Annotated in this window: 24 protein-coding genes and 1 pseudogene; 22 read left to right on the top strand and 3 right to left on the bottom strand. The window is 34.4% G+C overall.

Annotated elements, in window-relative coordinates; genetic code table 11:
- Positions 1-203: 203 nt before the first annotated feature.
- From JOC76_RS19475 to JOC76_RS19440, 8 genes are all read left to right on the top strand, one after another.
- The gene (locus JOC76_RS19475) at positions 204-1,250 is read left to right on the top strand and encodes a hypothetical protein (protein ID WP_205180454.1); all 1,047 of its coding nucleotides are present in this window, start codon (positions 204-206) and stop codon (positions 1,248-1,250) included.
- A gap of 271 nt (positions 1,251-1,521) precedes the next feature.
- Positions 1,522-3,042 (top strand): tyrosine-type recombinase/integrase, encoded by a 1,521-nt coding sequence (locus JOC76_RS19470; protein WP_205180453.1) that lies wholly within the window; start codon positions 1,522-1,524, stop codon positions 3,040-3,042.
- Positions 3,043-3,046: 4 nt separating this feature from the next.
- Positions 3,047-5,152 carry a site-specific integrase gene (locus tag JOC76_RS19465; RefSeq protein WP_239557834.1) on the top strand — a complete coding sequence of 702 codons (2,106 nt, stop codon included), beginning with the start codon at positions 3,047-3,049 and terminating at the stop codon, positions 5,150-5,152.
- Positions 5,127-7,538 (top strand): tyrosine-type recombinase/integrase, encoded by a 2,412-nt coding sequence (locus JOC76_RS19460; RefSeq protein ID WP_205180451.1) that lies wholly within the window; start codon positions 5,127-5,129, stop codon positions 7,536-7,538. Before JOC76_RS19465 ends, JOC76_RS19460 begins: the two co-directional genes overlap by 26 nt.
- Positions 7,531-7,968: a hypothetical protein gene (locus tag JOC76_RS19455; protein ID WP_205180450.1), complete on the top strand. Its 438-nt coding sequence runs from the start codon at positions 7,531-7,533 to the stop codon at positions 7,966-7,968. The genes JOC76_RS19460 and JOC76_RS19455 overlap by 8 nt, the downstream gene beginning before the upstream one ends.
- A gap of 144 nt (positions 7,969-8,112) precedes the next feature.
- Positions 8,113-8,895 (top strand): site-specific integrase, encoded by a 783-nt coding sequence (locus JOC76_RS19450; protein WP_205180449.1) that lies wholly within the window; start codon positions 8,113-8,115, stop codon positions 8,893-8,895.
- Between the two features lie 218 nt (positions 8,896-9,113).
- Positions 9,114-9,428, top strand: coding sequence for a hypothetical protein (locus tag JOC76_RS19445; RefSeq protein ID WP_205180448.1), 315 nt, complete (start codon positions 9,114-9,116; stop codon positions 9,426-9,428).
- 106 nt (positions 9,429-9,534) lie between these two features.
- Positions 9,535-9,939, top strand: a complete 405-nt coding sequence (locus JOC76_RS19440; RefSeq protein WP_205180447.1) for a hypothetical protein — start codon at positions 9,535-9,537, stop codon at positions 9,937-9,939.
- Positions 9,940-10,048: 109 nt separating this feature from the next.
- Here the strand turns inward: JOC76_RS19440 and JOC76_RS19435 are convergent, their stop codons facing one another.
- Entirely contained in the window at positions 10,049-11,119 is a 1,071-nt protein-coding gene (locus JOC76_RS19435; RefSeq protein ID WP_372441976.1) for a site-2 protease family protein, read from the bottom strand.
- Positions 11,120-11,456: 337 nt separating this feature from the next.
- On the opposite strand from JOC76_RS19435, the gene JOC76_RS19430 reads away from it, so the two are divergent.
- On the top strand, positions 11,457-12,575 hold the full coding sequence (locus JOC76_RS19430) for a DUF4236 domain-containing protein (protein WP_205180445.1): 1,119 nt from the start codon (positions 11,457-11,459) through the stop codon (positions 12,573-12,575).
- Between the two features lie 176 nt (positions 12,576-12,751).
- The gene (locus JOC76_RS19425) at positions 12,752-12,889 is read left to right on the top strand and encodes a hypothetical protein (protein ID WP_205180444.1); all 138 of its coding nucleotides are present in this window, start codon (positions 12,752-12,754) and stop codon (positions 12,887-12,889) included.
- 115 nt (positions 12,890-13,004) lie between these two features.
- On the opposite strand, the gene JOC76_RS30550 is transcribed toward JOC76_RS19425, so the two are convergent.
- Positions 13,005-13,127, bottom strand: a complete 123-nt coding sequence (locus JOC76_RS30550; protein WP_275591379.1) for a hypothetical protein — start codon at positions 13,125-13,127, stop codon at positions 13,005-13,007.
- 62 nt (positions 13,128-13,189) lie between these two features.
- Between JOC76_RS30550 and JOC76_RS19420 the strand changes: the two genes are divergently transcribed.
- The 10 genes and pseudogenes from JOC76_RS19420 (at position 13,190) to fosM (ending at position 20,097) form a co-directional block, all read left to right on the top strand.
- The gene (locus JOC76_RS19420; protein ID WP_205180443.1) at positions 13,190-14,041 is read left to right on the top strand and encodes a hypothetical protein; all 852 of its coding nucleotides are present in this window, start codon (positions 13,190-13,192) and stop codon (positions 14,039-14,041) included.
- A gap of 139 nt (positions 14,042-14,180) precedes the next feature.
- Positions 14,181-15,305: a hypothetical protein gene (locus JOC76_RS19415; protein WP_205180442.1), complete on the top strand. Its 1,125-nt coding sequence runs from the start codon at positions 14,181-14,183 to the stop codon at positions 15,303-15,305.
- A gap of 264 nt (positions 15,306-15,569) precedes the next feature.
- Positions 15,570-16,586, top strand: coding sequence for a DNA/RNA non-specific endonuclease (locus JOC76_RS19410; protein WP_205180441.1), 1,017 nt, complete (start codon positions 15,570-15,572; stop codon positions 16,584-16,586).
- Between the two features lie 122 nt (positions 16,587-16,708).
- Positions 16,709-17,155 (top strand): annotated as a pseudogene (locus tag JOC76_RS30115) (YoqH family protein).
- A 153-nt stretch (positions 17,156-17,308) separates the two neighbouring features.
- Positions 17,309-17,524: a DUF6366 family protein gene (locus JOC76_RS19405; protein ID WP_205180440.1), complete on the top strand. Its 216-nt coding sequence runs from the start codon at positions 17,309-17,311 to the stop codon at positions 17,522-17,524.
- Positions 17,525-17,667: 143 nt separating this feature from the next.
- Positions 17,668-17,895 carry a hypothetical protein gene (locus JOC76_RS19400; RefSeq protein WP_205180439.1) on the top strand — a complete coding sequence of 76 codons (228 nt, stop codon included), beginning with the start codon at positions 17,668-17,670 and terminating at the stop codon, positions 17,893-17,895.
- 198 nt (positions 17,896-18,093) lie between these two features.
- Positions 18,094-18,471: a hypothetical protein gene (locus tag JOC76_RS19395; protein WP_205180438.1), complete on the top strand. Its 378-nt coding sequence runs from the start codon at positions 18,094-18,096 to the stop codon at positions 18,469-18,471.
- Between the two features lie 149 nt (positions 18,472-18,620).
- Positions 18,621-18,857 carry a hypothetical protein gene (locus tag JOC76_RS19390; RefSeq protein WP_205180437.1) on the top strand — a complete coding sequence of 79 codons (237 nt, stop codon included), beginning with the start codon at positions 18,621-18,623 and terminating at the stop codon, positions 18,855-18,857.
- Between the two features lie 156 nt (positions 18,858-19,013).
- On the top strand, positions 19,014-19,481 hold the full coding sequence (locus JOC76_RS19385; RefSeq protein WP_205180434.1) for a VOC family protein: 468 nt from the start codon (positions 19,014-19,016) through the stop codon (positions 19,479-19,481).
- Between the two features lie 193 nt (positions 19,482-19,674).
- Positions 19,675-20,097, top strand: a complete 423-nt coding sequence (fosM, locus tag JOC76_RS19380) for a FosM family fosfomycin resistance protein (RefSeq protein ID WP_205180432.1) — start codon at positions 19,675-19,677, stop codon at positions 20,095-20,097.
- A 253-nt stretch (positions 20,098-20,350) separates the two neighbouring features.
- Here the strand turns inward: fosM and JOC76_RS19375 are convergent, their stop codons facing one another.
- On the bottom strand, positions 20,351-20,728 hold the full coding sequence (locus tag JOC76_RS19375; protein ID WP_205180430.1) for an MFS transporter: 378 nt from the start codon (positions 20,726-20,728) through the stop codon (positions 20,351-20,353).
- A 583-nt stretch (positions 20,729-21,311) separates the two neighbouring features.
- Between JOC76_RS19375 and JOC76_RS19370 the strand changes: the two genes are divergently transcribed.
- Both JOC76_RS19370 and JOC76_RS19365 read left to right on the top strand, forming a co-directional pair.
- The gene (locus JOC76_RS19370; RefSeq protein WP_205180428.1) at positions 21,312-21,893 is read left to right on the top strand and encodes a DUF6609 family protein; all 582 of its coding nucleotides are present in this window, start codon (positions 21,312-21,314) and stop codon (positions 21,891-21,893) included.
- A gap of 44 nt (positions 21,894-21,937) precedes the next feature.
- On the top strand, positions 21,938-22,432 hold the full coding sequence (locus JOC76_RS19365) for a GNAT family N-acetyltransferase (protein ID WP_205180426.1): 495 nt from the start codon (positions 21,938-21,940) through the stop codon (positions 22,430-22,432).
- Positions 22,433-22,586: the final 154 nt, after the last annotated feature.

Below are 22,586 nucleotides of genomic sequence, written 5' to 3'. Positions count from 1 at the left end.
CGCAGAAAGAATTTCGAGGACCTTATCTTTAACATCAGTAACCCTCTCTCTTTGGGTAAAACAATAATCATCATGAAAAGAAACAATCATTATTTGAGAAATTGATACATTACCTCCATTAGATATAATTACCATTACTAAATGAATAATTTTCCTTTATCTTTATTATGACAACTAGAATTAGAATTAGAGGTGTTCGTATTATGGATTGGGAAGATTTTGATTGGGGAGAAATGGATTGGGAAGAATTGTTATCATTATTTCATAGCTACACTATGGATAAAAAGCTTATTTTATTTCATCATCTTTATAATTTTAAAAAAGGTGTATCTTCTGAGTCTGAGGACAGTTTTCTTTTACAATTTAAGTATGATGGATTAAAGGAGGCAGCATTTTCTTTCATTACAAGAGCACATGCTGAAAATCCATATATTAGTATTGAAGTTGTAAATCGCATAAAAGAAAAAATGGATAATATTAAAGAAGAAAAATTGGCTCAGAAAAGGGTTCAACGAATACTTAGTGATTACATATATATTGCAAATCAAACTAAAGTTCTAGCTGAACAAGATACATCGACCAGCATCGAAATCAAAATTCCTGTAGAACTTAGTTCGTTTAGTTCAGAAGACTTTGACGAACTGTACAATCGAGTTTGTGATGATTTTGTATCTGGTTACAATTATTGTTCTACAGCAATGCAAGACGATATACAGAAAGCAATTGCTTTCGCTGCTCGCTTTTATATGATTCATTATGAACAAAAAGTTGCAGACATTATTGTAGATTCGTTAATAAGGGAAATTAATAATAAGCCATTAACAGAGATAAATAAGAGAATCATGTTCTATTACACATCTGTAGCAAAACTTGTCAAAGATATTTACGATTATGAAGAACAAAGTATCAAATTGAAAGATTTCTTACCTAAAGAACAAAAAGGTCGAAGCGAAAAGCTCCTTCAATCATACAGGAACCTTTTAAACGAAAATGTAAATGACATTATTAGAGACAGATTTAAATCAAAGAAAGCACATTTCAGAAAAGAATTCATGGCAAGCTGGGGATGGCTGGACGAGCGTCAACCAAGACGATATGTTAATCTTCAAACTCCTTTTTGGCTCGAAGACTTATTTGTGATGGTTCGAGATATGGACATTCCTTGCTGTGAAATATTTAAGGATAATAAAAGTGTAGAAATCAATAAAGATGATATTGAAAAAATTAAAATAAATTCGAAAAAAATCTAAAAAACGGTCGTCCAGGCGACCGTTTTTTTATTTTATTCACGTATTAAAATGAGTTTATAAATAGTTGGTATATGCAAGGGAGGAGATATTAAACCAAAACCTTTAGTTTTTATAAAATGAACTATACTCTTATTGATGTTGAGCATAGTGGATTACGAAGGTAATGAAATTGCATTAAATGGAAATTCTTGCTTGAACCAAACGTTTGTTCTAGTTATAATAAAAGTGTAAATTACAAGAACGTTTGTTCTTTGTTTTTAGGGGATAAGATTTGAGTTTTTCAACAGGCGGTGAGGCCATGAATTACGTAAAATTGAGAACTATTTTAAACAATATTGATAAAGAAGAACAATTACGAGAATTTTCAAAAATTTATTCCACCACTGAGATAAACGGATTACATTATGTCGATTTCAACAGTGCAAATAACTTTATACACATATACACTCCGTCTCAGGAGCTGCATTATTATAGTACTTGCTTTTTATTAAAACCTAAATATGATGACATCCCTATTAACACTCTCAGTAGTCACTCCCACGAAATACGCAAGTTCCTAGATTATTTAAAGTTCTGGGAGATTGACTTACTCAAAGTTGATCTGTCTATCGTTTTAGTAGGGTACGTATGCTATTTACGCTTATTAAAAATAGTTAGATTCCCTCCGAATAGAGCAATTGAATGGTCACTTCTTAAAAAGATACCTATTCATAAAAAAGCAGAAGCTTTTGGAAAATTATCTTCTATTCGTCTCAACAAGGAAGGCGTAATGGTTCAAGAACGCTTTGAGGATTATCCTTTTGACACCATTAGGTCACATATTGAAACTGCGTGTGACTATTTAAAGTTTTTACAAGATGAAACCCATGAATACAAAAACATCGACTTAGCACCTATACCAATTAAGGTGGTATATAAGACGAACAAAATATCTGGCGTTACCCAAAGAAAAATTTCTAACATAATATTTGATGTACATGCCATTATGACAAAAGCAAGTTTTAGCAAACCAAAAAGTTCATCAAATTTCATAAAGCCTTTATCTAGAGATGTGATGATCGAACAAGACGTAAAGACTTTTCTTTCGCTCATACCTTCGAAAGATAATCAAACTAAACTATTATTTTACATTTTGAAGTCATTTGGAATAAGAAGAGGAGAAGCACGAAACCTTATGATTCCTTCTAAAAGCATTCCTAAAGAATTATACAGCCTAGATTTCAACGAGGCAAAAGAATGGTTATTGAGTGCGGACCTTGGTGATATTTCATTCGACCAAAACAATAATGTTTGGATTTGTCATGTGGAGATTAGGGAAGTAACCAATTTCCAATCTCAATTTAAATCGAATATAAATCGGACCATCCCACTTCTATTTCCACAAGATGACCTAACAAATTTACTGCTTGAACATCTCATAGAAAGGCAAATTGTAATGGATGAAATGGGATTAGATCACGAATTCTTGTTTTATTCTAATTCCAATAATTCAAAAGGCCAACCTTTGACAGGAGGTACGATTTTTTCTAAATATCGTAGCATTATTGACGGAACCGAGACAGAAGAATATTATAAAAAGTTTTCACCGCATGCATTTCGCCATTTTTTTGCGACTCATTTGATTCGAATTATGCGTATACCAATTTATGACGTTTCAAAGCTACTGGGCCATAAAGATGAAAAAGTAACTAAACAGATTTATCTCCATTACCTACCAGATAAAGATGATAATTCTACAGACAGCACAGCAAAAGATATGATTGACACTTTTAGGAACGACAAAGGAGTGTAATGCTTTGAATACCGATTGGCTTGAAGAAAAGGAATTCCCTAAAGCAGAAGGCAGGGAAAAAATGATTGAATTACAACTAAAAAGATTAATTGAAAAATTAAAAAAGGAGTATCCGACTGGGGAAAGCTGGCTTAAAACGCCTTTAGAAAAAAAGAAAATAATCGAAAGTAGTCAATTAAAGGATTTTGCTTATATTTTGCCATGGGCAATTGAAAGGGGTTTGATGAAAAATGTTAAGTTTAGAAAAAAGATCTTAGATTACTACGGTCATGCGTATAAATTTGATGCAAATTTTTCTAAGTTATGTATCGATTACGCTAAGCATTATCAATTTATTACCGATGATGAATTCCGAAAGGCAAAAGAGATTTTTTCTGGTAAGGGTTATGTCGGAGCAATGGCAAAAATTTGTATAACGTTGAATAAGAGTTTTAAAGAACTTACTGATAAGGACTTGAAAAATAGCGATATTGATTGGGCGTTCACACAAAAGCATGTTACAAAAAACAGTATACAAAAGATCAGGTTTGCTTTTGGTTATACAAACAAAAAAACAATAACCTCCAGGTACAAACAAAACTTTGTGGATAAGCTAGCGGCTAAATTCCCCAAATTTGAGAAACCAATTCGAGATTATCAAAAATATCTTAAAGCTGCAGACTTTAAAAAAGGCACTATGACAAGAAAGAATTGGTCTTTATCTGTATTCCTTCCTTTTTTAGAAGAAATGAGCGATAAACAAATGATTCAGTTCTCTAGTTTTGATAGAACAGATTTTTGGAAGTATTACAACTATTTAGTGACTAAATACAAAAAATCTTCGACTATTTATCACGCCATTAGGGAATTAAGTCTTTTTATTGAATGGGGATTAAATGTGTTTCCTGAATTTCCTACTGTTCTTGATTTTCCAGACAAACTAGCAAAAAAACTAAATCGTGCCTCAGAAAAGGAGTCTGCAAATAGTGACGGTCTCGCATTTCCAATCGAGGGATTGGCGGAAAGAATTATCGAAGAATGTTATAACTTTGTGCCAAGAAGCGAAAAAGAATCCCTATGTAGGGACTTTTGGTTAATTGCTGGTTCATGCCCTGTACGATTTGACTTTATCCATAATCTATCAGTGGATTGCTTAAAGCCAATGATAAATAATGATAATTTCATGGGCCTAACCTCGGAGTATAGGGATAAAGCAGGTAATATCCATGGCCATTACCCTATCTTAGATCCAATCGGAATAGAAGTAGTAAAACGGCTTAAGAAAAGGTGCATTGAAAAAGGTTTTAGACCAATAACAAACCCAGGAAACAAACTAACCTATATTCATCTTTTTCAAGAAGATGAGGTTAATGGACTCATTTCAGGCACTCCTATTAGGAGATTTTTACATGAAGAAATTCTACCGAAAATAAAGGAAATTAAAGATTATAAGATTCAAAATGAAGGAAAATCATTTAATATTGGTGCTCATGGTTTTCGCCATTATCTCGCCACGTTCGTACAAGTTAAAACCAGAAACATTAAAGCCACCCAATTTGTTTTGGGACATCATGAACAAAAAATAACTGAGGCTTATCTTAAAAGTAAAATCTCACGTAATACTCTTGTTTCTTCCATCATTGATGGTTATGAAAAAAAGGAATTATCGGGGAAATTCTATTTGCGAATCATTGAAATGTGGTCCGACCCATCGATTGAGGATAGTAGGTTGTTTGATGCCTTAACATCCGAAATGGAATTTTCGACATTCTTAAAACAGTATGGACGAAAAAGAGATATGGGCTGGTGCATGACTGAGGAGAGCTGTGAAAGCTATTATCGATGTTGGGGTTGTCATCACTTCATCCTAAGAAGAGAAGAAATCGAGGAAGCTATTACTTTGTTAGCTAAACTTTTTCTAAGACACCGAGATCTGGTGCAGAACAGTAAAGATTATACAGATGATAATCCAATAGCTGCGGATTCAATAAAAAAACTAGCTCTTGTTCAGAGAAGGCTCACAGACTTAGGAGTGGAACCAGAAAAGGTATGGGAAATGGTCCAACTGAAACTCTCCGATAAGGATATAAGGGAGGCGTTAAAAGATGGAAACGCTAGCGTTACTGCATAAGAATGAAGGGGAAATTGTAACTGTAGACGGAATGCCTATAAAAATGTATGTACAGGAACATTTTACTGTGGAAGAGTGGACTACAATTTATACAGCAAAAAAGCATGATCGGTTAATGTTTAATATCCCTTTTAGACAGTTAAACAAATTTGATATTGTAAGCTTACTTGATAGGAAGCCAACAAATAGGGAAAGAGTCCTAAGAACTTATTTAACAAGATTAGCTTACTTTCAAAGGTTTCGCCTACCTTTGGAATACACAATCAACATGAGAAATCGAAGAGAAGTTCAATTAGAGAATCTGAATATTTTTATAATGTTTTCGGATATGTTTGATAAACATTATCTAAAATTGCATCCTGAAAATGAAAATGATGAAAAAATAGTAAATGAGGATAAAATGGCGGTTGAAGACCTAGTTGAAAGATTATGGATGTCTGGTTACGGATTAATTGATGGGATAGGTCATGAGCCTATAACTGAAGAGGTTCTCAATCAAGTGGTTAGCATAAGTAAAAATATCACAAGTCCTGCTAGAAGACTAAAAACTATTACGTTACTAAGTTACCTTCTATCGAAGGAAGAAAAATCTCCTGTTAATAATCCCATTTTCTTTACCTCAAACGAAGTTAAAAACGTATTTGAATTAGAAATGGAAAATTGGTCGAACGATTCTCCTGGCTTAAAGTCAGAGCTTGCTCTAGCTATAAAAGATTATGTTTTCGGGCAAATGAAAGATCGGGTTAACGAAGGACAACTTCAGACATACAATAACGAAAATGGTAAGTCCGAGACGATCGAGCATAAAAAGCTCTCAAGTTCTACTTGGTATGGACGCAGTATGCATTTACGTATACTGTGTGAGGAATATTTTTATCCGAACGAGGTACTAACGATTCAAGATGTTCTGCAAGGTAGAATAATGGATGCTTTTGTTGATGTAAAGGATGACTATCAAAAAACTTCTTTCTCATCTTATGTTATGGCAATAAACAGTTGGTTTGATTTTTATGCAGCTGAAAATAGTTTAAAAGTAAACAAAAAACACGTTATGCCAACTGGTAGATTAGGGACAAGTGATAAAAGGTATGGGAAATACATCGATTTCAAACAAGCTGTAAGATTAATCGAAACGCTGCTTGATGACCAGTCCCCATACCATGAGGATAATAAACTCATGGAGTTTAGGCAAAGAAGAGCAGCACTACTCGCCTTAGAAACTGCAAAAAGAGCACATGAAGTTTCCCTTTTGAAGCAAAATGCTTTAAAGAGTAACAAATACGGTGAATACTTTTTACATTTTCACAAAACAAAAACAGGAAAAGAGCACACTGTAAAAATTTCTAAAGAGGCGTACAAATGGGTAGAGCAATTGCTTCACGTAGCCCCTAGAGACCCTATAGAAATTAACTCTGAATTTTATTTAGGTGGAGATGATTTAAAGGTTAAAAGATTACTAGCTGCTGCGGATAACCATATTCCATTCCGTGGAGAATCGATAACGGAATATCTAAGGCGTTTACAAATAAAAATATGGGGCGAAAATCCTCCAGGTGGTAGATATTTCACGGCTCATGATTTGAGAAGAATGTGTGCGACTTATCTACGGATGAAAGGTTATTCTCAAGAAGAAATAGCCGAAAAACTTGGTCATGATAATTTGGATTCTCAATTCACTTATACTCTTACAGCGGGTCATGATATTCTTAACAGCTTAGAAGGAATCGCTAAGGAAGGTGTATATGGGATTAAAGCTATTATTGAGGACATTCCAAATAACACCGAAGAAGAGGAGGTAAAAACACTCACTGAGGATACCTTTTTGGGGATGGCTTCCTTAGTGGTTGATGTCGCAGAAGATGTTGAAACCGCAAAGTCTTTTATTGAAAAACTTTCAACTGAGCTAAAAGAAATTGAATTACTTTCCGATCTATTTCAACAGCCAGAAGGAGAAATCCCACAAGGATTCCCAATGCGAACCCATAATTGTAATGCCCAAGCACAGGTAACATGCTTCCATCACACGTTGAAATGCTATAAATGTGATAAATACTCACCCGAACAAAACATGATTTTTGAACATAAAGCAGAGCTTGTTAGATGGATTGTTTTCGCTCATCATAATGGAACGATTTTAAAGAAGACAAAGAATAAAAGGGAAAAATTAGTGCTTCCAGCTAAGATAGATGGCATCGAAAAGGATCTTGAAGATACGTTTAAAACTTTGTTTCAAAAATTTAATTTTTCGGACGAGGAATGTAAGGCCATTGAAAAAGAAGTGTATTTAAAAGCAAAACAGTACATTAGCAAGTACTATAAAAAAATTCCAAGCCCTTCAGTTGCACAAATAACTGAATTTTTAAAAAGTGGTGTTATCAGTGGCTAATAAAAGGTTTAGTCATGCGGATTTGACTCGTAGTGCAGCAAGCTTAAAACGAACATTTTACAGAAAAGCAAAGAAAGGGATTTACCTCACTCAAAAACTGACCAAAGAGGAAGTAGTAACGAAAATAGCCAAAAGTTTAAATGTGTCAGAACGGAGTTTGTATACAAAGGAAAGAAAGGCATATTTGGATGAATGGTACCAATCACTTCTTGGAGAGATAGAAGAAATTAATCAGGAATTAAAAAATGAAACCAATGTTCCAGCAAACAAAGAGCTTGAAAATTTGTCATACGAACAACTAATCGAAGAAAACAAGAAATTAAACGAACGGCTGAATGCTTATAAAACAAAGGTTACTTCACAACAATTAACGATTGAAATGTTGATGAAAAAAGTTGTCCGTCAACATGAAAGAATTGAGAGCCTATAAAGAAAGGAGGGGATTTGTTTCATTACTTCCAGATGTTTTATTGTTCGAAAAACTGTGGCAAAACGAAAAGTTCATGTGGCAAATGAGGCAAAAGTATAAGGTTTCAACGCAAAAAATAAACGATTAACAAGGGAGAGGATATTAATGGAAAATAATAATTCAAAAACTAGCAAACCAATATTAAACGGGGGAGTTGAGCATAAGCATGATAAATATCTTACACCAGTAACAAAACGTAAGAACCCAGCAAATAAAAAAATTATGCCAAGAGGGGACAGAAGCAGATTTTTGATGGATATTCCGCCTGATGTGATGTGGAGACTTTTAGAATTAAGCAAAGTATATGACCCCCATATTAGTTTTCCTGTTTGTTTGCAACTTACCACTGGTGTTAGAACAGGTGAACTTTGCTACATTAGACAAGCCGATTGCCCAAATGACGACAACGGGTATACATACAAAATTGAGGATGGGAAATTGACGAGCTTTATTATTAATTTTAAACAACTGGTGCCAATGCGAAATGATGTTTTTAATGCTGGCCATATGAAAACTAATAGTAGTACCGTTGTATTTCCAATGTTTTTGCCAGTGATACAACATTATCATGATTGGCACATGGAAAGATTAAAGTCAAAAACGACTGAAGACGGATACTATCCATTATTTATTGATCAACACGGAAAGGCTTTAACGGTAAAGGAGTATTGTCGACGGTTTGATAAATTAGTAGCTTATCTGATTCAGAATTTAAAGGACTCAAACCAAGTGGACATAGCCCAAATTCTTCTTGAGCATAAGTTAACACCGAATTCACTACGATATTGGTTTACATACCAACTGGTTCGTTATGGCCTACCTCCTCAATTAGTTTCATTGTATCGAGGGGATAAGACAATTGAAGCAACCGCTAAGATCCTTTATTAAAAACACACCCTAAAGGTAAGGGATTGTTCAATACTTTCAAGGGAGTGGAGCCCATCTCATAAAGGTGCAATCTCTTTCTGAAGGCTACTTCTCGATACCATTCTATACTAGATAAGGTAAGGTGTATAATTCCCTTATCTTATCTAAATATGTTTCACGTGGAACGTACGTTCTGTTTGTGGGGTTTGTATAATCCTTAAGAAAGGAAGATGGGGAAATTGTCTATTAATAATCAAGGGAATAGGAAGCGGACAGCCTTCATCTTCATTCCTGACCAATCACAAACATGTGGAACCAAATCTATTCAAAACAAAACAAAAATAGAAGAATTTGATTCATTATGTGTATTAAGCCTTTTACTTGGCTTCTGGCTTGAAGTTACAACCTTAAAACATGGAGTGGTTACAAAAACATTATGCCAAGTTAAGAGCATTGACGAAATAGGCCGAACCATTTTGGTCTTAGGCGAATATGAGTCTACGTTTATCATTGACTTGAAGACTGTTACCAATGTTATTGCCTTGGACATGTAAAGACAATCTGAGGAATCGCTTTTGAATCACAGTCAATATGTCCTTAAAACAAATTTTAATAGTACTTATTGGAAATCCCAATGTAACAAAATCGGAGGAAACAAGAATGAAAGCTAAACGAAAAAAGCACTACCTTCCCGAAACTATCATACTAAAAAGGCTTGCTTGTGAACCTTATAAAACAATTGTACCAGTTCATGGAGGGATGTTCGATGCCGAAGTAACAGTTTTGCCATTCTTCCTTAGATATAAAGATGCTGTAGTGGAATTGCTATTCGATGAATTAGATGATAATAAATCTTCTTTATGTGATATTGATTTTGCCTTTAAGGGAATGAAATTCGTCAAACCAGAACTTTGGTTAAGTGAGTTTTATCGAAAGAAAGAAAAAGAAAAACTTACGATTTTAGAACAGGCTATTACCATATTAAAAGATCGGCAGGATTTAATAAGGTATCAAAAAGAAATGGAAAATCAAACAAATTGGTTTAAAGGTAAAAAGGGATCATAGAGCATTTTAAATGTTAATAATAAAAGGGAACTGTTCTATAATTGAACAGTTCCCTTTATTATAATGTTTTCCTTTTCTTTAAACTCCATTGGACAAACTAATTATTAATCTATCTATTCAGCAACTTTTGTATTTCTGGATGATTGCTAAGAATTTCATTCCCATAGAAATAACTAATGGAAAGACCAATAACTAAACCAATGTAAATTAAAAATAATTGTAATTTCGTTCTCGTATCTGTTTTATAATAATTTTTCGTCTTCTGTACCTCTTTTTTAAATTTTAAAACTTTTTCCTCCAACTGGCTGAGGATACCACTTATGAGCTGGTTGTCATTGCTATCCTGTAGACTAATAGTAAGGGTACCATTTAATTGTTGAAGGTAAATGTCCTTTTTCATTTTTTCAATTTCCGAATTCAGGGTATTTAATATTTTACTTATTTCCTGGTTCGAAATTTTCCATAGGACCTTTCTTAAAATTTCTTGAACCGACTCAAAATGATTGGCCTGTTGCTTTAATTGGACTACCAACTGTTCAAGTTGTTGAACTTCACGTTTGTCATGATTTAAACTTTTTTGTTTTTTATATATTTTGTACCATTCCATAGATCCGATAATAACGATGAAGAACCCCATGAAACTTAAATGGATAACAGAATAGGTAAGTAACAATATGATGCCTAAGCCCCATAGCTTAGTACTGATTCCTGCTGCAATTCTTCCGCCATCTAATGGAGTTATAGGGATTAAATTAAATAAATTGATCATCGCACCCAAAATAATCAGCAGTCCCCAAAAGGGCTCATTTGTATATAGATACATGGGAATTGCAGGCAAAAAGGATAATAATCCAAATAAAGGGCCCATGTATGCTACAAACCCCTCGTCCTTTGCATTTTTGGGCAATTCCTTTAAGCCGATTACTGCACCCATGAAGGGTATAAACACAGCTGGGCTAACAGGCAGTTTAATCCTTTTTGCAGCATAAGCATGGCCCATTTCATGAACGAACAACAGATAAATAAGAGCTACTGCAAACTTCCATCCGAATATGAGGGCATAGGTTCCTAGAGAAATTAGCATACTTAAAAGTGTGTGAAGTTTAAGAATCTTAAAAATCACTAAAACAAATTTTAATTTACCTAGTAAAAACACCCCGATTGTACTTAAAACCCCAATAAAGGTTTTCTTACTGCCTTTTGTACTCCTATTTTTCAAATAAACATCTCCTTTGTAAAAGTAAATGCTATGTTTATTATATAAGAAATAACTGGTAAATTACCTAAAAGTAAGGGGTCTCTTCCATAATAATATTGAACAACACTTGGATTTATTTAACCAAGATGGGTTAAATCAATAAATGACTTGGCAAATAGTAATTCGATAGTAACGAAACCTCAAATTTTTGTTTCACCTATGATTCTTTTGTAATACAACTCTTCTACTATTTTACCTAATTGACAGCAAATGGCAACAGAACCATAATAGATTATAGGATAAAAGAGGGGGATTCAATATGGGATTTCGGTATCGGAAAAGTTTTAAGATTGCCCCAGGGGTGCGTGTAAATGTTGGCAGTAAAAGCTCCAGCGTTTCTTTCGGAGGAAAGGGGATGCGGTATACGGTAAACAGTAAGGGAAGAAGGACAACGAGTGTTGGGATTCCTGGTACAGGTATTTCCTATGTAACTTCTTCTTCAAGTTCAAGCAAAGGCTATCACAGAACGACAGCCTATAGTCAACGCCAGCAACTGCAACAACGGCAAAAAGAATTAGCTAAATTAGAAGAATTAAAAAGGAATCAGCTTGAGTTCGAGCTTTTTCAAAATCAAATTGAACTATTAACATCCATTCACAAAGAGTGCGATGAGCCAGTGGATTGGCAGGAAATAAAAAACACTCCACATCCATTCGGAACAGAGTCAGTAGGACCTTTAGAAAAAGTGGCAACTAGACGTTATATAGACTACAAACCAGGATTTATCGATTGGCTATTTAAGCGAGAGGAAAAGGTAAAAGAAAAGCTTCAAAAAGCAATGTTGGATGCACATGAGAAAGACCTAAAGAATCTTGAAGAATGGAAAGAGCTAGCGGCACTTTCAACAAATGTGTTAGCAGGCGATATTGATACATATTTTAGGGTTATTCAAGAAATGGATCCATTAGGCGATTTAACTGAATTTGGGAGTGGGTTTGAGTTCTCTACTGATGATCCAACTTATATAGAAGTTGAGTTTGATGCTCATTCTGAAACCATGATTCCACTTAAAGAAAAATCATTAACCCAAACAGGGAAAATCTCACTAAATGAATGGACTAAAACCAAGTATTATGATTTACAGCAAGATTATATTTGTAGCTGTGCCATTCGAATCGCAAGAGACATGTTCTCCTTGTTACCTGTTAAAGAGGTCTACGTTCATGCTTTTGAAGATTTGTTTTCTAGCCAAACGGGCAATACAACAAGAACATGTATCCTATCTGTTCGTTTTAAAAGGCAAGTTATTGAAGGTCTTAACATGGAACGCATTGATTGTTCGGATTCAATGGCAAACTTTGAACACAATATGGACTTTAAGAAAACGAAAGGATTTTTAGCAGTGCAAAAATTAGTACCTGTTTCAAATAATGAATAGATTTGTGAAACAAGGTAGTTTTTTTATTGGGTGGATTTGGGAAGCAGTAACGAAGATTCCTTTAATACACTCCTACAGAATGTCCAAAAGATTGGGTTTTATAATAGTTCACTAGATAACAAAATACAAAACTACAAATATAAATTAGCGGAATTTGATGTTCATCCGTTAATACCATGGACATGGATGACCAAATCACATTTAAAGATGATACAACTATTGCAAGCTGTACGGTTAATGATGACAGTACCACAGACCAAACTAGCACTGTTGATGAAAACAGTAATACAGATCAAAAAGATGTACACAACTAACAGCAACTGATGATTCTATTACCGTTACAGGTTCTTCACTTAATGTCAATCATGGGCAGTATGCTTCAGTAACGATTAAAGCTACTCCAAGAGAAGAGGGGGCAATAGAAGTCGATTATAATTTAGGTCTTAGTACAGCAGCTGGGTGGTATCCGCAAACAGCAGATAGCAGTGGCAACATCACATGTACATGGAAAGTTGGGACTAGAACTACTACTTGGACATACCCAGTCATCATGACGGTTAAAGCTTCAGCAACAACAGAGACTCTAACTGTCCACTAAAATAGGAGGAAAGAAAGTGAAAAAAATTATAATAAAACCAGTGTTTGCTATATCCCTATCATTCTTGCTTTTAGCTGGGTGCAATACAGCAACTAAGGGGGAGCTAACTCAAGGAAAATCAGATAATAACGCTGAAACTTCAAAGAAAAATGCAGCCGCAATACAAGCCAAGACATCCCAAATTGAAGAAAGAGAAGCAGCGGAGAATCAAATAACTAAAGCTCAGCAATTAATTCAACAAAGCAAATTTGAGGACGCACAAAAAATCTTAGAGGAACTACTGAACACAACTAAGGGAAAAGATGCGTTAATTAAGGAAAATAATCTAGCAGAAGAGTTATTATATCAAGTAAAAAATAATGAGAACAAACAAACTTCAACACAAAATGCAATTCAAAATCCATCTGCTACAAATAAATCGAGTGCCCAAGCCTCAAATCCTAATACAACATCAGGTGGTTTTAAGTATAAAACCTATCAAAATGGGCGTTTTGGGTTTACGGTACAATACCCTGATACCCTCAAAATGGGTCCTGAACCGACTAATGATGATGGTCGGCAATTCGCTAATGAGGAATGTGAGATCTTGGCCTATGGTAGTTTTGTTCTTGACAACGAAACTATACAAACAGAATATCAACAGGCAATTGATGACGCAAAAATTTCCATTGCCTATCAAAAATTAGGAAGTAATTGGTTTGTCGTTTCCTATAAAGACGTTAATAATATCGTTTATGAAAAATCAATCATTCAAGATGGAGTTAATTACGTTTTGCAAATTACTTACCCTTCTAGTCAGCAAGCTAAATACGGGCCAATGGTTACACATATTGTAAATACATATGTCCCAGGACATGGCGAAGGGTAATCGAAAAGGAAACACACATTAGAGAGTTGTAAAGGGGAGAGTTACTTTAAAACATCAAAGCGACTTGTTATAGCTTCAAACAATATTCAAACTGATCGTTATCTTTGATATTTAAATATTTTCTTAGGAGTGCACAGTCATGAGGTTAATGAAGATTCTATTTATCTGTTTAATGTTTTTCTTAGTTACGGCTTGTTCGAATACAACGAGTGAAGTGAAAAATCAAACAGGGAAATCTACTCAAACAAAGGAAACAAATAAAGCAACAGCAAAATCTGAAACAAAAACAACCGAATTTTCTCAAAACGAAAACAATGTAGCCAGTTCTTCACAAAAAAGTTCAAATGTTGCTAACGAAAAAGTGGTAAGTCAAACCTCTGCACCTTCTATAAAGAAAACAGCAGTGTTTAACCAATCCACGATTGATAAGCTTTATCCTGGATGGGTGTTAAAATTGAATCAATCCATTAAATTATCCGAACATGATTTAGTTGTGGCAGGATTACAAAAAGGACAAGGGGCATGGCAAACTCAAGGTAGAGTGGTTGTATTGCAATTTGACAACGTTTCTGGAAATTGGGAAACAAAATGGTCAGGAAGTATTTTATCTGATAATAAAGACTTCCCATATTACGAATTCCAGTCCATAGCAGTGGTCAAATCAAACTCACAAAAGCGAGCACTTGCAGTAGTGGCAGCGGACTGCGGTGGAAGTACAGGTTATGGGCAAGCAATAGCTTTGACCATTGATGACGGTGGGGCAAGTATTTTAAAGGGGAAATTCGACATCAACGAAATGGCCCTTAAACAAGAGGGGAACACGATCAAACTGAGCGGTGATCAACAATTTGGAACACACCAGTTATCTTTACAAGGAGAACAATTCGTCGATTCTAAAACATCATCATCTGACCTTTCTCCTGATGGTGCTGTTCAAGTAAATTTCAAATTGGATGCAAACGGAGATATAGTTTTATTAGGTCAAGATTACTTAAGCATGAGCGTTGGACAAACCATCGCTTTTATTCCAGCGGATGAAAAAACAACACAAGCATTTAACCAAGGGATTATCGGAATCTATTCTGATGCATGGAATAATAGTGCTCCTTTAAATCTATCAAATTCAGACCGACTTTGGAAAGGAAACTCTTATACGTTTGATAAAGGCGGTGAAGCACACTTTTTGTTGGTTACAGATGAGAAATCAGCTACCATTCCGTTTGATAATCCAGAACCAACAATAACGATTAATGTTCAGCCTTAAACTTAAGGCTTAATAAGAAAAAGGTTATATGTGGATAAACAACTAATATCAACATGAAAAAAGCGACGAGATTGAAATTCTCATCGCTTTTTATCTTATATAAATTTATTCGTTTTTTGAAGTATTTTAGCAGTATAATAGTATTGGTATTTCTACAATGACAGATTTTTTCTTTGCTATTACTCAAAAATTCTTCTAAGCTTTTTGTTAACCTAGATAAATATTGTAAAGTAATTCTAATTCAATTATAAAAAGGGGTGCAATATGCAACAAAAATGGGGTCAAACATCATGGGGGATTATTTTATCACTCCTTTCGGTACTTATATTATTTACTGGTTGTTCACAACAAAATAATACAGAAACCAAAATAAATAAAACTCAAGAAGTAAGCAAAAAGAAGGCAACCACTGTTGAAGTCAAAAAAAGTACACTTGACGATGAAACCGAAAAAACGACTAGTGAAGGCGAAGTCAGTCCAAGCGTTCCTGCCACTAGCACACCAGCGATAACAAGTATTAATGGTGATTTTGACTACAGTAAATATAAACTCATTGTAGTAGATGGCGGAGATATGTCAGGATATAGACAGCCGAATGTCAGAGTTGATGTCGGGTTTGGCGACAGAGAATATTGGGCTTTTACAAATGATTACGGTCAGTTAATTCGTGTTGAGGCAAAAAATATAACACTTCAAAATTCGAATACTGAACATGTTACATCATCAGGTAGATATTACTCTGATGAAGCAGATGTTCCTGGTACTGAGAGTCCAACCTTGGATAAAGGACATGTGATTGCTGACTCCCTTGGGGGAGTATCTAACGCATATAACATTACACCTCAAGACAGCACTCTCAATCGACACGGCGACCAAGCTTATATGGAAAAAGTGATTCGAGATGCAGGAGGTTGTACTGATTTCGTAGCAGTAATTCAATATCCAAATACTCAGACGCAAATTCCTAGCCATTATAAATTCACATACAAAATTCAAGGTAGAACCATTACAGATGAATTTGATAATGTAAATCCAGATGAAGTGAACAAAAATTTAGGGAAAACGACAGGTACGTTCAGCACGTCTCCGAAAACAAACAATGTACCAGCAAACGAAACAGTAAGTAGTGATGAAGATGTTAGTAAGGTAGATACCAATCATAATGGACAAGTTACGATCGCTGAAGCTAAAGCTGCTGGTTTTAAAATGCCTATTACCCGTGATTCATGGCTTTATAAATATATGGACGACCGAGATGGTGATGGCTTAGTAGGTGAATAAATGGGGTTATGCGGCGATTCTTTTCTTCTTATTGAAGTAACTGGCAGGTTACTTGAAGAAGGAGTATCAATATTTAGAACAAAATAAGGGTAAATTAAACAAAAAAATGTTAGAGGTCCAATATGAAACGATTTATTTTAAGCTTATTTAGCATCTCAATTTTTTGTATTTATCCTTTACCATCAAAGGCATCAACCTTCCCTTGCAGTATGGTCTTGGAACCAACTGATAAAAAACTTGAAAATTCAAAGGGCACTGCATTGATTTACAAAGTGCGATTGCGACCATTTTGCTAGAACTAATATAAGTATTCTTGGAGTTCACCTTCCTAAGCCCTCCTCTTATGGCAATTACGACAGTTATGAAGGATTCGCTTTTATACCAAGTGAAATTAGTTGGCGTTTCAGGCTTTACCCTACTCCAGAAATAGATAGTCCGACTTGGGCAGGAATATTTGATGAAATAACAGCAAAGATGGAAAATGTAAAAGTGCAGGACGTCTTTCTAACTCAAAGAATGAAAAATTAGGACCACCAATATTAAGAAGTAATATCAATAAGTGTAAGTAAACTAAGATGCATTACTTCTACAATGATGTTAAAGATGGGATGGCTGCGGCGATCCCGTTTTTTTATTGTACTAACTATGCAGAATAGTTAAACAAGTGATTGGTTTTTTATGGTAAAATATGAAGAATAATAATTTATTTTGGGGGTGTTTAAGTGCGAGGAAACCAAGAAACTCCTGAACAAAAAAGAGAGAGATTAAGAAAAGAAGAATTTAAAAAAAATCCGACAGGTAGTTTGAACGATGCATTTAATAGAGCAAACAGTGGAGGTCTTGTGGATTTAGTAGGCAGTTTAGGTTGGAAAGGTACGGGCATTCTTATTCTTGTAATTATTATTGGAGTTATATTCGCTTCAATCTTCTTAAAGTAACGGAGGGGGGCTTTTGCTCAAGTATGATCGCTTCGGCGGTCTTTTTCTTCTTATTGAAGTAACTGACAGGTTACTTTAATAAGGTTTAATTGACATTTGGATAATTATGTTATTATAAGGAGAGATATTGGGGGGGATATAGAATGAAGTTTTTCATAAATTTGTTGCCTTTGATTTTGGTGATTTTAGGGGTACTAAATTATATGTATTTTGCTAAAGACATCGTTTTAACTGTTGTACTTCTATCTCTTGGTGTTATAGTTTCGATATTTAATCTGAATAGGAAGAAATATACGATTGCTTTTTTAAGCATTGCAATTGTTACAGGTTTGGTAGGATTATTCTCGCATTTAGTCAATTCGGGTATTTAAAATTTTTCTGCTTTTAGTTACGAGTGCGATTCTTCAACAAGAAGGTCGCCCTTTTCTTTTTCTACGAGAAAGATTGTGAAATGTTGTTCTTAAACTATCTGGCAGGTTAGTTAAATAAGTAATAATTCCCAGTAGATAAAGTAAGTAGAATTTTGAGAAAATGGAGTTTGGAAGACAAAAAATGAAGGCGGTTATTCAATGAAGAAAAACCTTTTTGCAATTTTAATGTATACGTTAGGAATTGTTGGGTTAATCCTTACATTATTTATAATTTATAAAAACATTGATAATTCATTTGCCACTAAATTTGTACTTGGCTATTTGATTTTTCTTGTATTATTTGTTTTTTATTTCGTAATTGGAACGATATTAAATTTAAGTAAAATTGAATGGGTAGATATAAGAAAAAGATTATATAAATTCATTATTAGCTTTGTCCTAATTAGTTGTCTCGGTTTGATTTATTACTACTTTAAAAAACCATCAGAAATAAATTTTCAAAAGGTTTTATTTTTGCCTTTCGCTATATCACTCGGTTCAGCTTTTTCTGATTTACCCTTCATCAAAAAAAATTAACTATTAACTTGATTAAGGCTATCGAATGAAACGTATAAAAGATCCAGCTACCATGCAATTTGGTGGTTTTGTCTTTTCAGATAACGTAGCAGGATAGTGCTAAAAGAAAAATAACAATAAAATATTGCAGGATTAGGAGACGGATTTTAATGAAATGGAATCAAATTGTTGCTTGTATTGGTCTTATCTTTATCCTATTTGGGTTGTTCCAATTATATCAAATCAAAAGGGAAGTTAAAATATTGGATAAAGAACAAAATATGTCTGAAGAAACGTCAAATAAATGGGTTAAAAGAGTAACTATCATAATTGTTTGTGAAGTGATAGGAACAATTTTGGGTTTAATTCCTACGATAATTCAAACCATTCAAACCATCTTTAAATAAAACAAATGGATTCTTTCGTATTTCGCAACATAAGGACTGTTTCGGCAGTCTTTTTTTATAACGTTATTGATGTAATGAAGCAGGATTGTTGAAGAAGATATTTTTTAAAAATAAAATGTTAAAGTACATGATTTGTATATATAGGAGATGGGAGAAATGATAAAGGGGCTTTATGAAGCACATTTACCTGTGAAAAATTTAGAAGTTTCAATTGAATTTTACCGAAAATTAGGTTTGAAATTAGCTTGGCGTAATGAAGACACTGCATTCTTTTGGATAGAAGAGGGAAAAAGCTGGTTGGGATTGTGGGAAGGAAAGGAATACCAAACTCCATACCATCCTTCTTTAAGGCATATTGCATTTAGAGTCACATATCAGGATTTAAAAGAGTCTTTAAAATGGCTTGAATCCATCCAAGTTGAACCTGTACCATTTGGAAGAAGAACATCAATAGAACCATTTATAAGACCAAATCAAGGAAATGCATCGGTATATTTTAATGACCCAGATGGAAATAGTTTAGAATTGATGTGCTATGTTGACGTTCCAAATGAATTAAACCATATTACGGATAAGTTGTCATTTGAGGACTGGGAGAATTTAGTTAATAATAAATTAAAATAATCAAACCCTCTTTTCCTTGATATTGTGAAGAAACGCACTTAACAAACGGGTGCGTGAGTGAAAGACCGTTTTCTGGCAATGATCGCTGCGGCGGTCATTTTTGCTTGTTGAACTAAAGAGGCAGAATACTTCAATAAAATTCGTTTCCTTTGTATGATTGGATTATCAAAAAGCCAACTTTTGAGGTGTTATTATGTCGGTAAAAGGTCTTAATCATTTTTTATTTTCTGTGTCTAATTTACAGAAATCGATAGAGTTTTATAAAAATGTGTTTGATGCAAAGTTGTTAGTGAAGGGTAGAAGCACTGCCTATTTTGATTTGAATGGTATATGGCTTGCCCTTAATGAAGAAAAAGATATTCCCCGTAATGAAATCAGCCAGTCATACACTCATATTGCGTTTTCAATAGAAGAAGCTAAGTTTGATGATATGTACCGTAAACTTGAGGAATTGAATGTACACATTCTTTCAGGTCGTCCAAGAGACGAAAAAGATAAAAAATCCCTTTACTTTACAGACCCTGATGGTCATAAGTTTGAATTTCATACGGGTACTTTACAAGACAGGCTGGATTATTATAAAAAGGAAAAAACACATATGGAGTTTTACAATTAAATAGTTTACCTGTTCAGATAAAAAGGGTTCATCGAAAAGTTTGTGAAAAAATATACTTAAGCTAACGGGTGCATTACTGTAACAACGGTAATGCCTTTTTTCTTATTGAAGTAACTGGTCAGGTTACTTTAAGTATATTCCTTCACAAAGTTATAGTAGAAAAAGCCAATTATCCCACTAACGAAGGAAAATCGGCTTTTTTTGCACTATTTTTAGCATGGGCACTACCAAAGCAGATATTAAAATGGCTAGGTCAACCTGATTTGGAAGCTAGAGAACCAGTGTTCTGAGGGCTAAAGTCTTTGTTTTTCAACGAACGTTTCACAAAAAAAGTGGACATCAAGAGGGAAAGCGTGACTGACACAGCACTGACCGTGAACAAAACATGGAAATTCGAGTATTGAGAAACCCAACCTAATATAATAGCACCTAGCCCGATTCCGAGGTCGGCACCAGTAGAATAAGAAGCATTGGCTACACCTGTACGTTGAGAGCTGACAAGACGTAGGGTTGCGGCTTGAAGAGAAGGTTGTGCGGAACCGAAACCAATACCGTACATAATTGCGGAAATGATTACTCCGAATAAATTGGTCGAGAAACTCAAGACAACTAAAGCCGAAATCGTAACCACTCAAGTAGTCAAGCCTCTTATTTTCGTAGTCGCTTCCAAGAACTTCTCATCGAAGAAATTAAAAATGATATTGACACAACAAAAGTGATAAATCGAGAATTGAATGAAGAGGTTATACTTCAATTTGTTGTGACATCTTTTGTAGGAACGGTGGAATGGTGGATCACAAAGAGTGCAGACCCATCGATAATTATTTATTATTATGGACGTTATCTGAATAGATAATGGTTGTTGTGGCAACCAATTTTATTATTAAAGCAAAGATTGTGAAATAAAATACTTAAGCTAACTGGGTGCTATAGTTACATATGGGATTGCGGCAAATGATGGCTGCGGTCTTTTTTCTTGTTGGGCGAGCAGGACAGTTTAAGAGCTTGACCTAACTTATGGACTTTTTTATAAGAGATGTCTGGTTAAAATTATTGCTAATTGGCTTTTATTTGATGTGTAATTGACATTCACCTCATAACTGACGGATTAGTTTATGGCAGTAAGCCCCTTTTTTATCGAAACAAATGATTTACATAAATATTCCAACTACTTTATATTAGAAGTATCGGGAAAGAAAACTAGGGGGTAAAAAATGATACTCGAAAAATTTGGTTATGTAAAAGGTGAACAATTTTCATATTTATCAAAGCGTGTATGTGGGCTTTGGCTCCTATGGGTTTCTGTTGTGATTTTAATTGGTACTATTTTGGGCGGATCACAAAAAATTAATATGAAATTATTTGATTTTGGTTATTTTTTAGGGTTTATCCTGATTCTTGGGAACCGAAGAATATACAAACGTCTATCATATGGGAAACCGAGCAAATTTCAAAAAAATATGACTTTTGTATCAATAATTTTAATGTTTATCCTTTTAGTTGGATTGGGGGGGCATTACTTTGCCACTAACAATTACCGAATGATATGGTTATCTGCTTTTTTAGCCATCGGGATTCATTTCATACCATTTAGCATTGTACATGGGAAAATTATGCTCCCATTAGCTTTACTAATATCCATAAATGCCTTGGCAGGAATATGGATGCCATCCGTTTCATTTTCCGTATTTGCCTATTTAGATGTTGTAATTAAAGCGTTATTCGGACTTAATTTATTAATTTCTAAAAATCCGTTATCGATCAACAATGAAGAATCCAAAACGTCAAGTATTTAAACATGAGAGAGGAAATTATTTAAAAATGATAGCGAGGTGATTGCATGAATTGGGTAACTAGGCACATGAAAATGAGTGATATGCCGTCACTACTTAGTTGGTACAATAATGAAGAACTCCACTACACGGCAAACGCAAAATCTTTTAAACCTTACACGTTGGATGAATTGGTTACTTATTGGGAAGAAAAGCTTAACCGCCCAAACGCAGACTATTACCTTATCCTTGTTGATGGTAAAGCTGCTGGAAGAGTAAGCTTAAAGAAGAAAAACGAATATGTAGAGTACGCTATTTTAATTGGTGATGAGAGTCTATATTCCAAAGGTCTGGGAACCGAAATTACAAAATATTTTGTCGACAAAGTATTCGCCAAGCATAGAGCTCCATCAATGGTGTTGGAAGTTCGTAAAGATAATGGGCGTGCTATTAGATGCTATGAAAAATCAGGTTTTACAATTACAAAAGAATTCCGAGAGAATGGGATTCCGATGTATGAAATGAAAGTCGAAAAATCAAAGATTGTGAATAAATGTACTTAAAGTAAAGGGGGCTTTTATTCAGGATGATATGATCGCTACGGCGGTCATTTTTTTCTTGTTGAACTCCCTCAGTTAAATACGATTTTCTCTCGAATGCTCGCTTATTCGCAGGATTTCATATCCCTTGATTTGGAGTTAACGATTAAATAAATTG

It is taken from the genome of Neobacillus cucumis (genome assembly GCF_016908975.1).
In the GTDB taxonomy this organism is placed as follows: Bacteria; Bacillota; Bacilli; order Bacillales; family Cytobacillaceae; genus Neobacillus; species Neobacillus cucumis.
The sequence above is the reverse complement of the archived record's forward strand: the minus strand, read 5'-3'. Positions and strand labels throughout refer to the sequence as shown.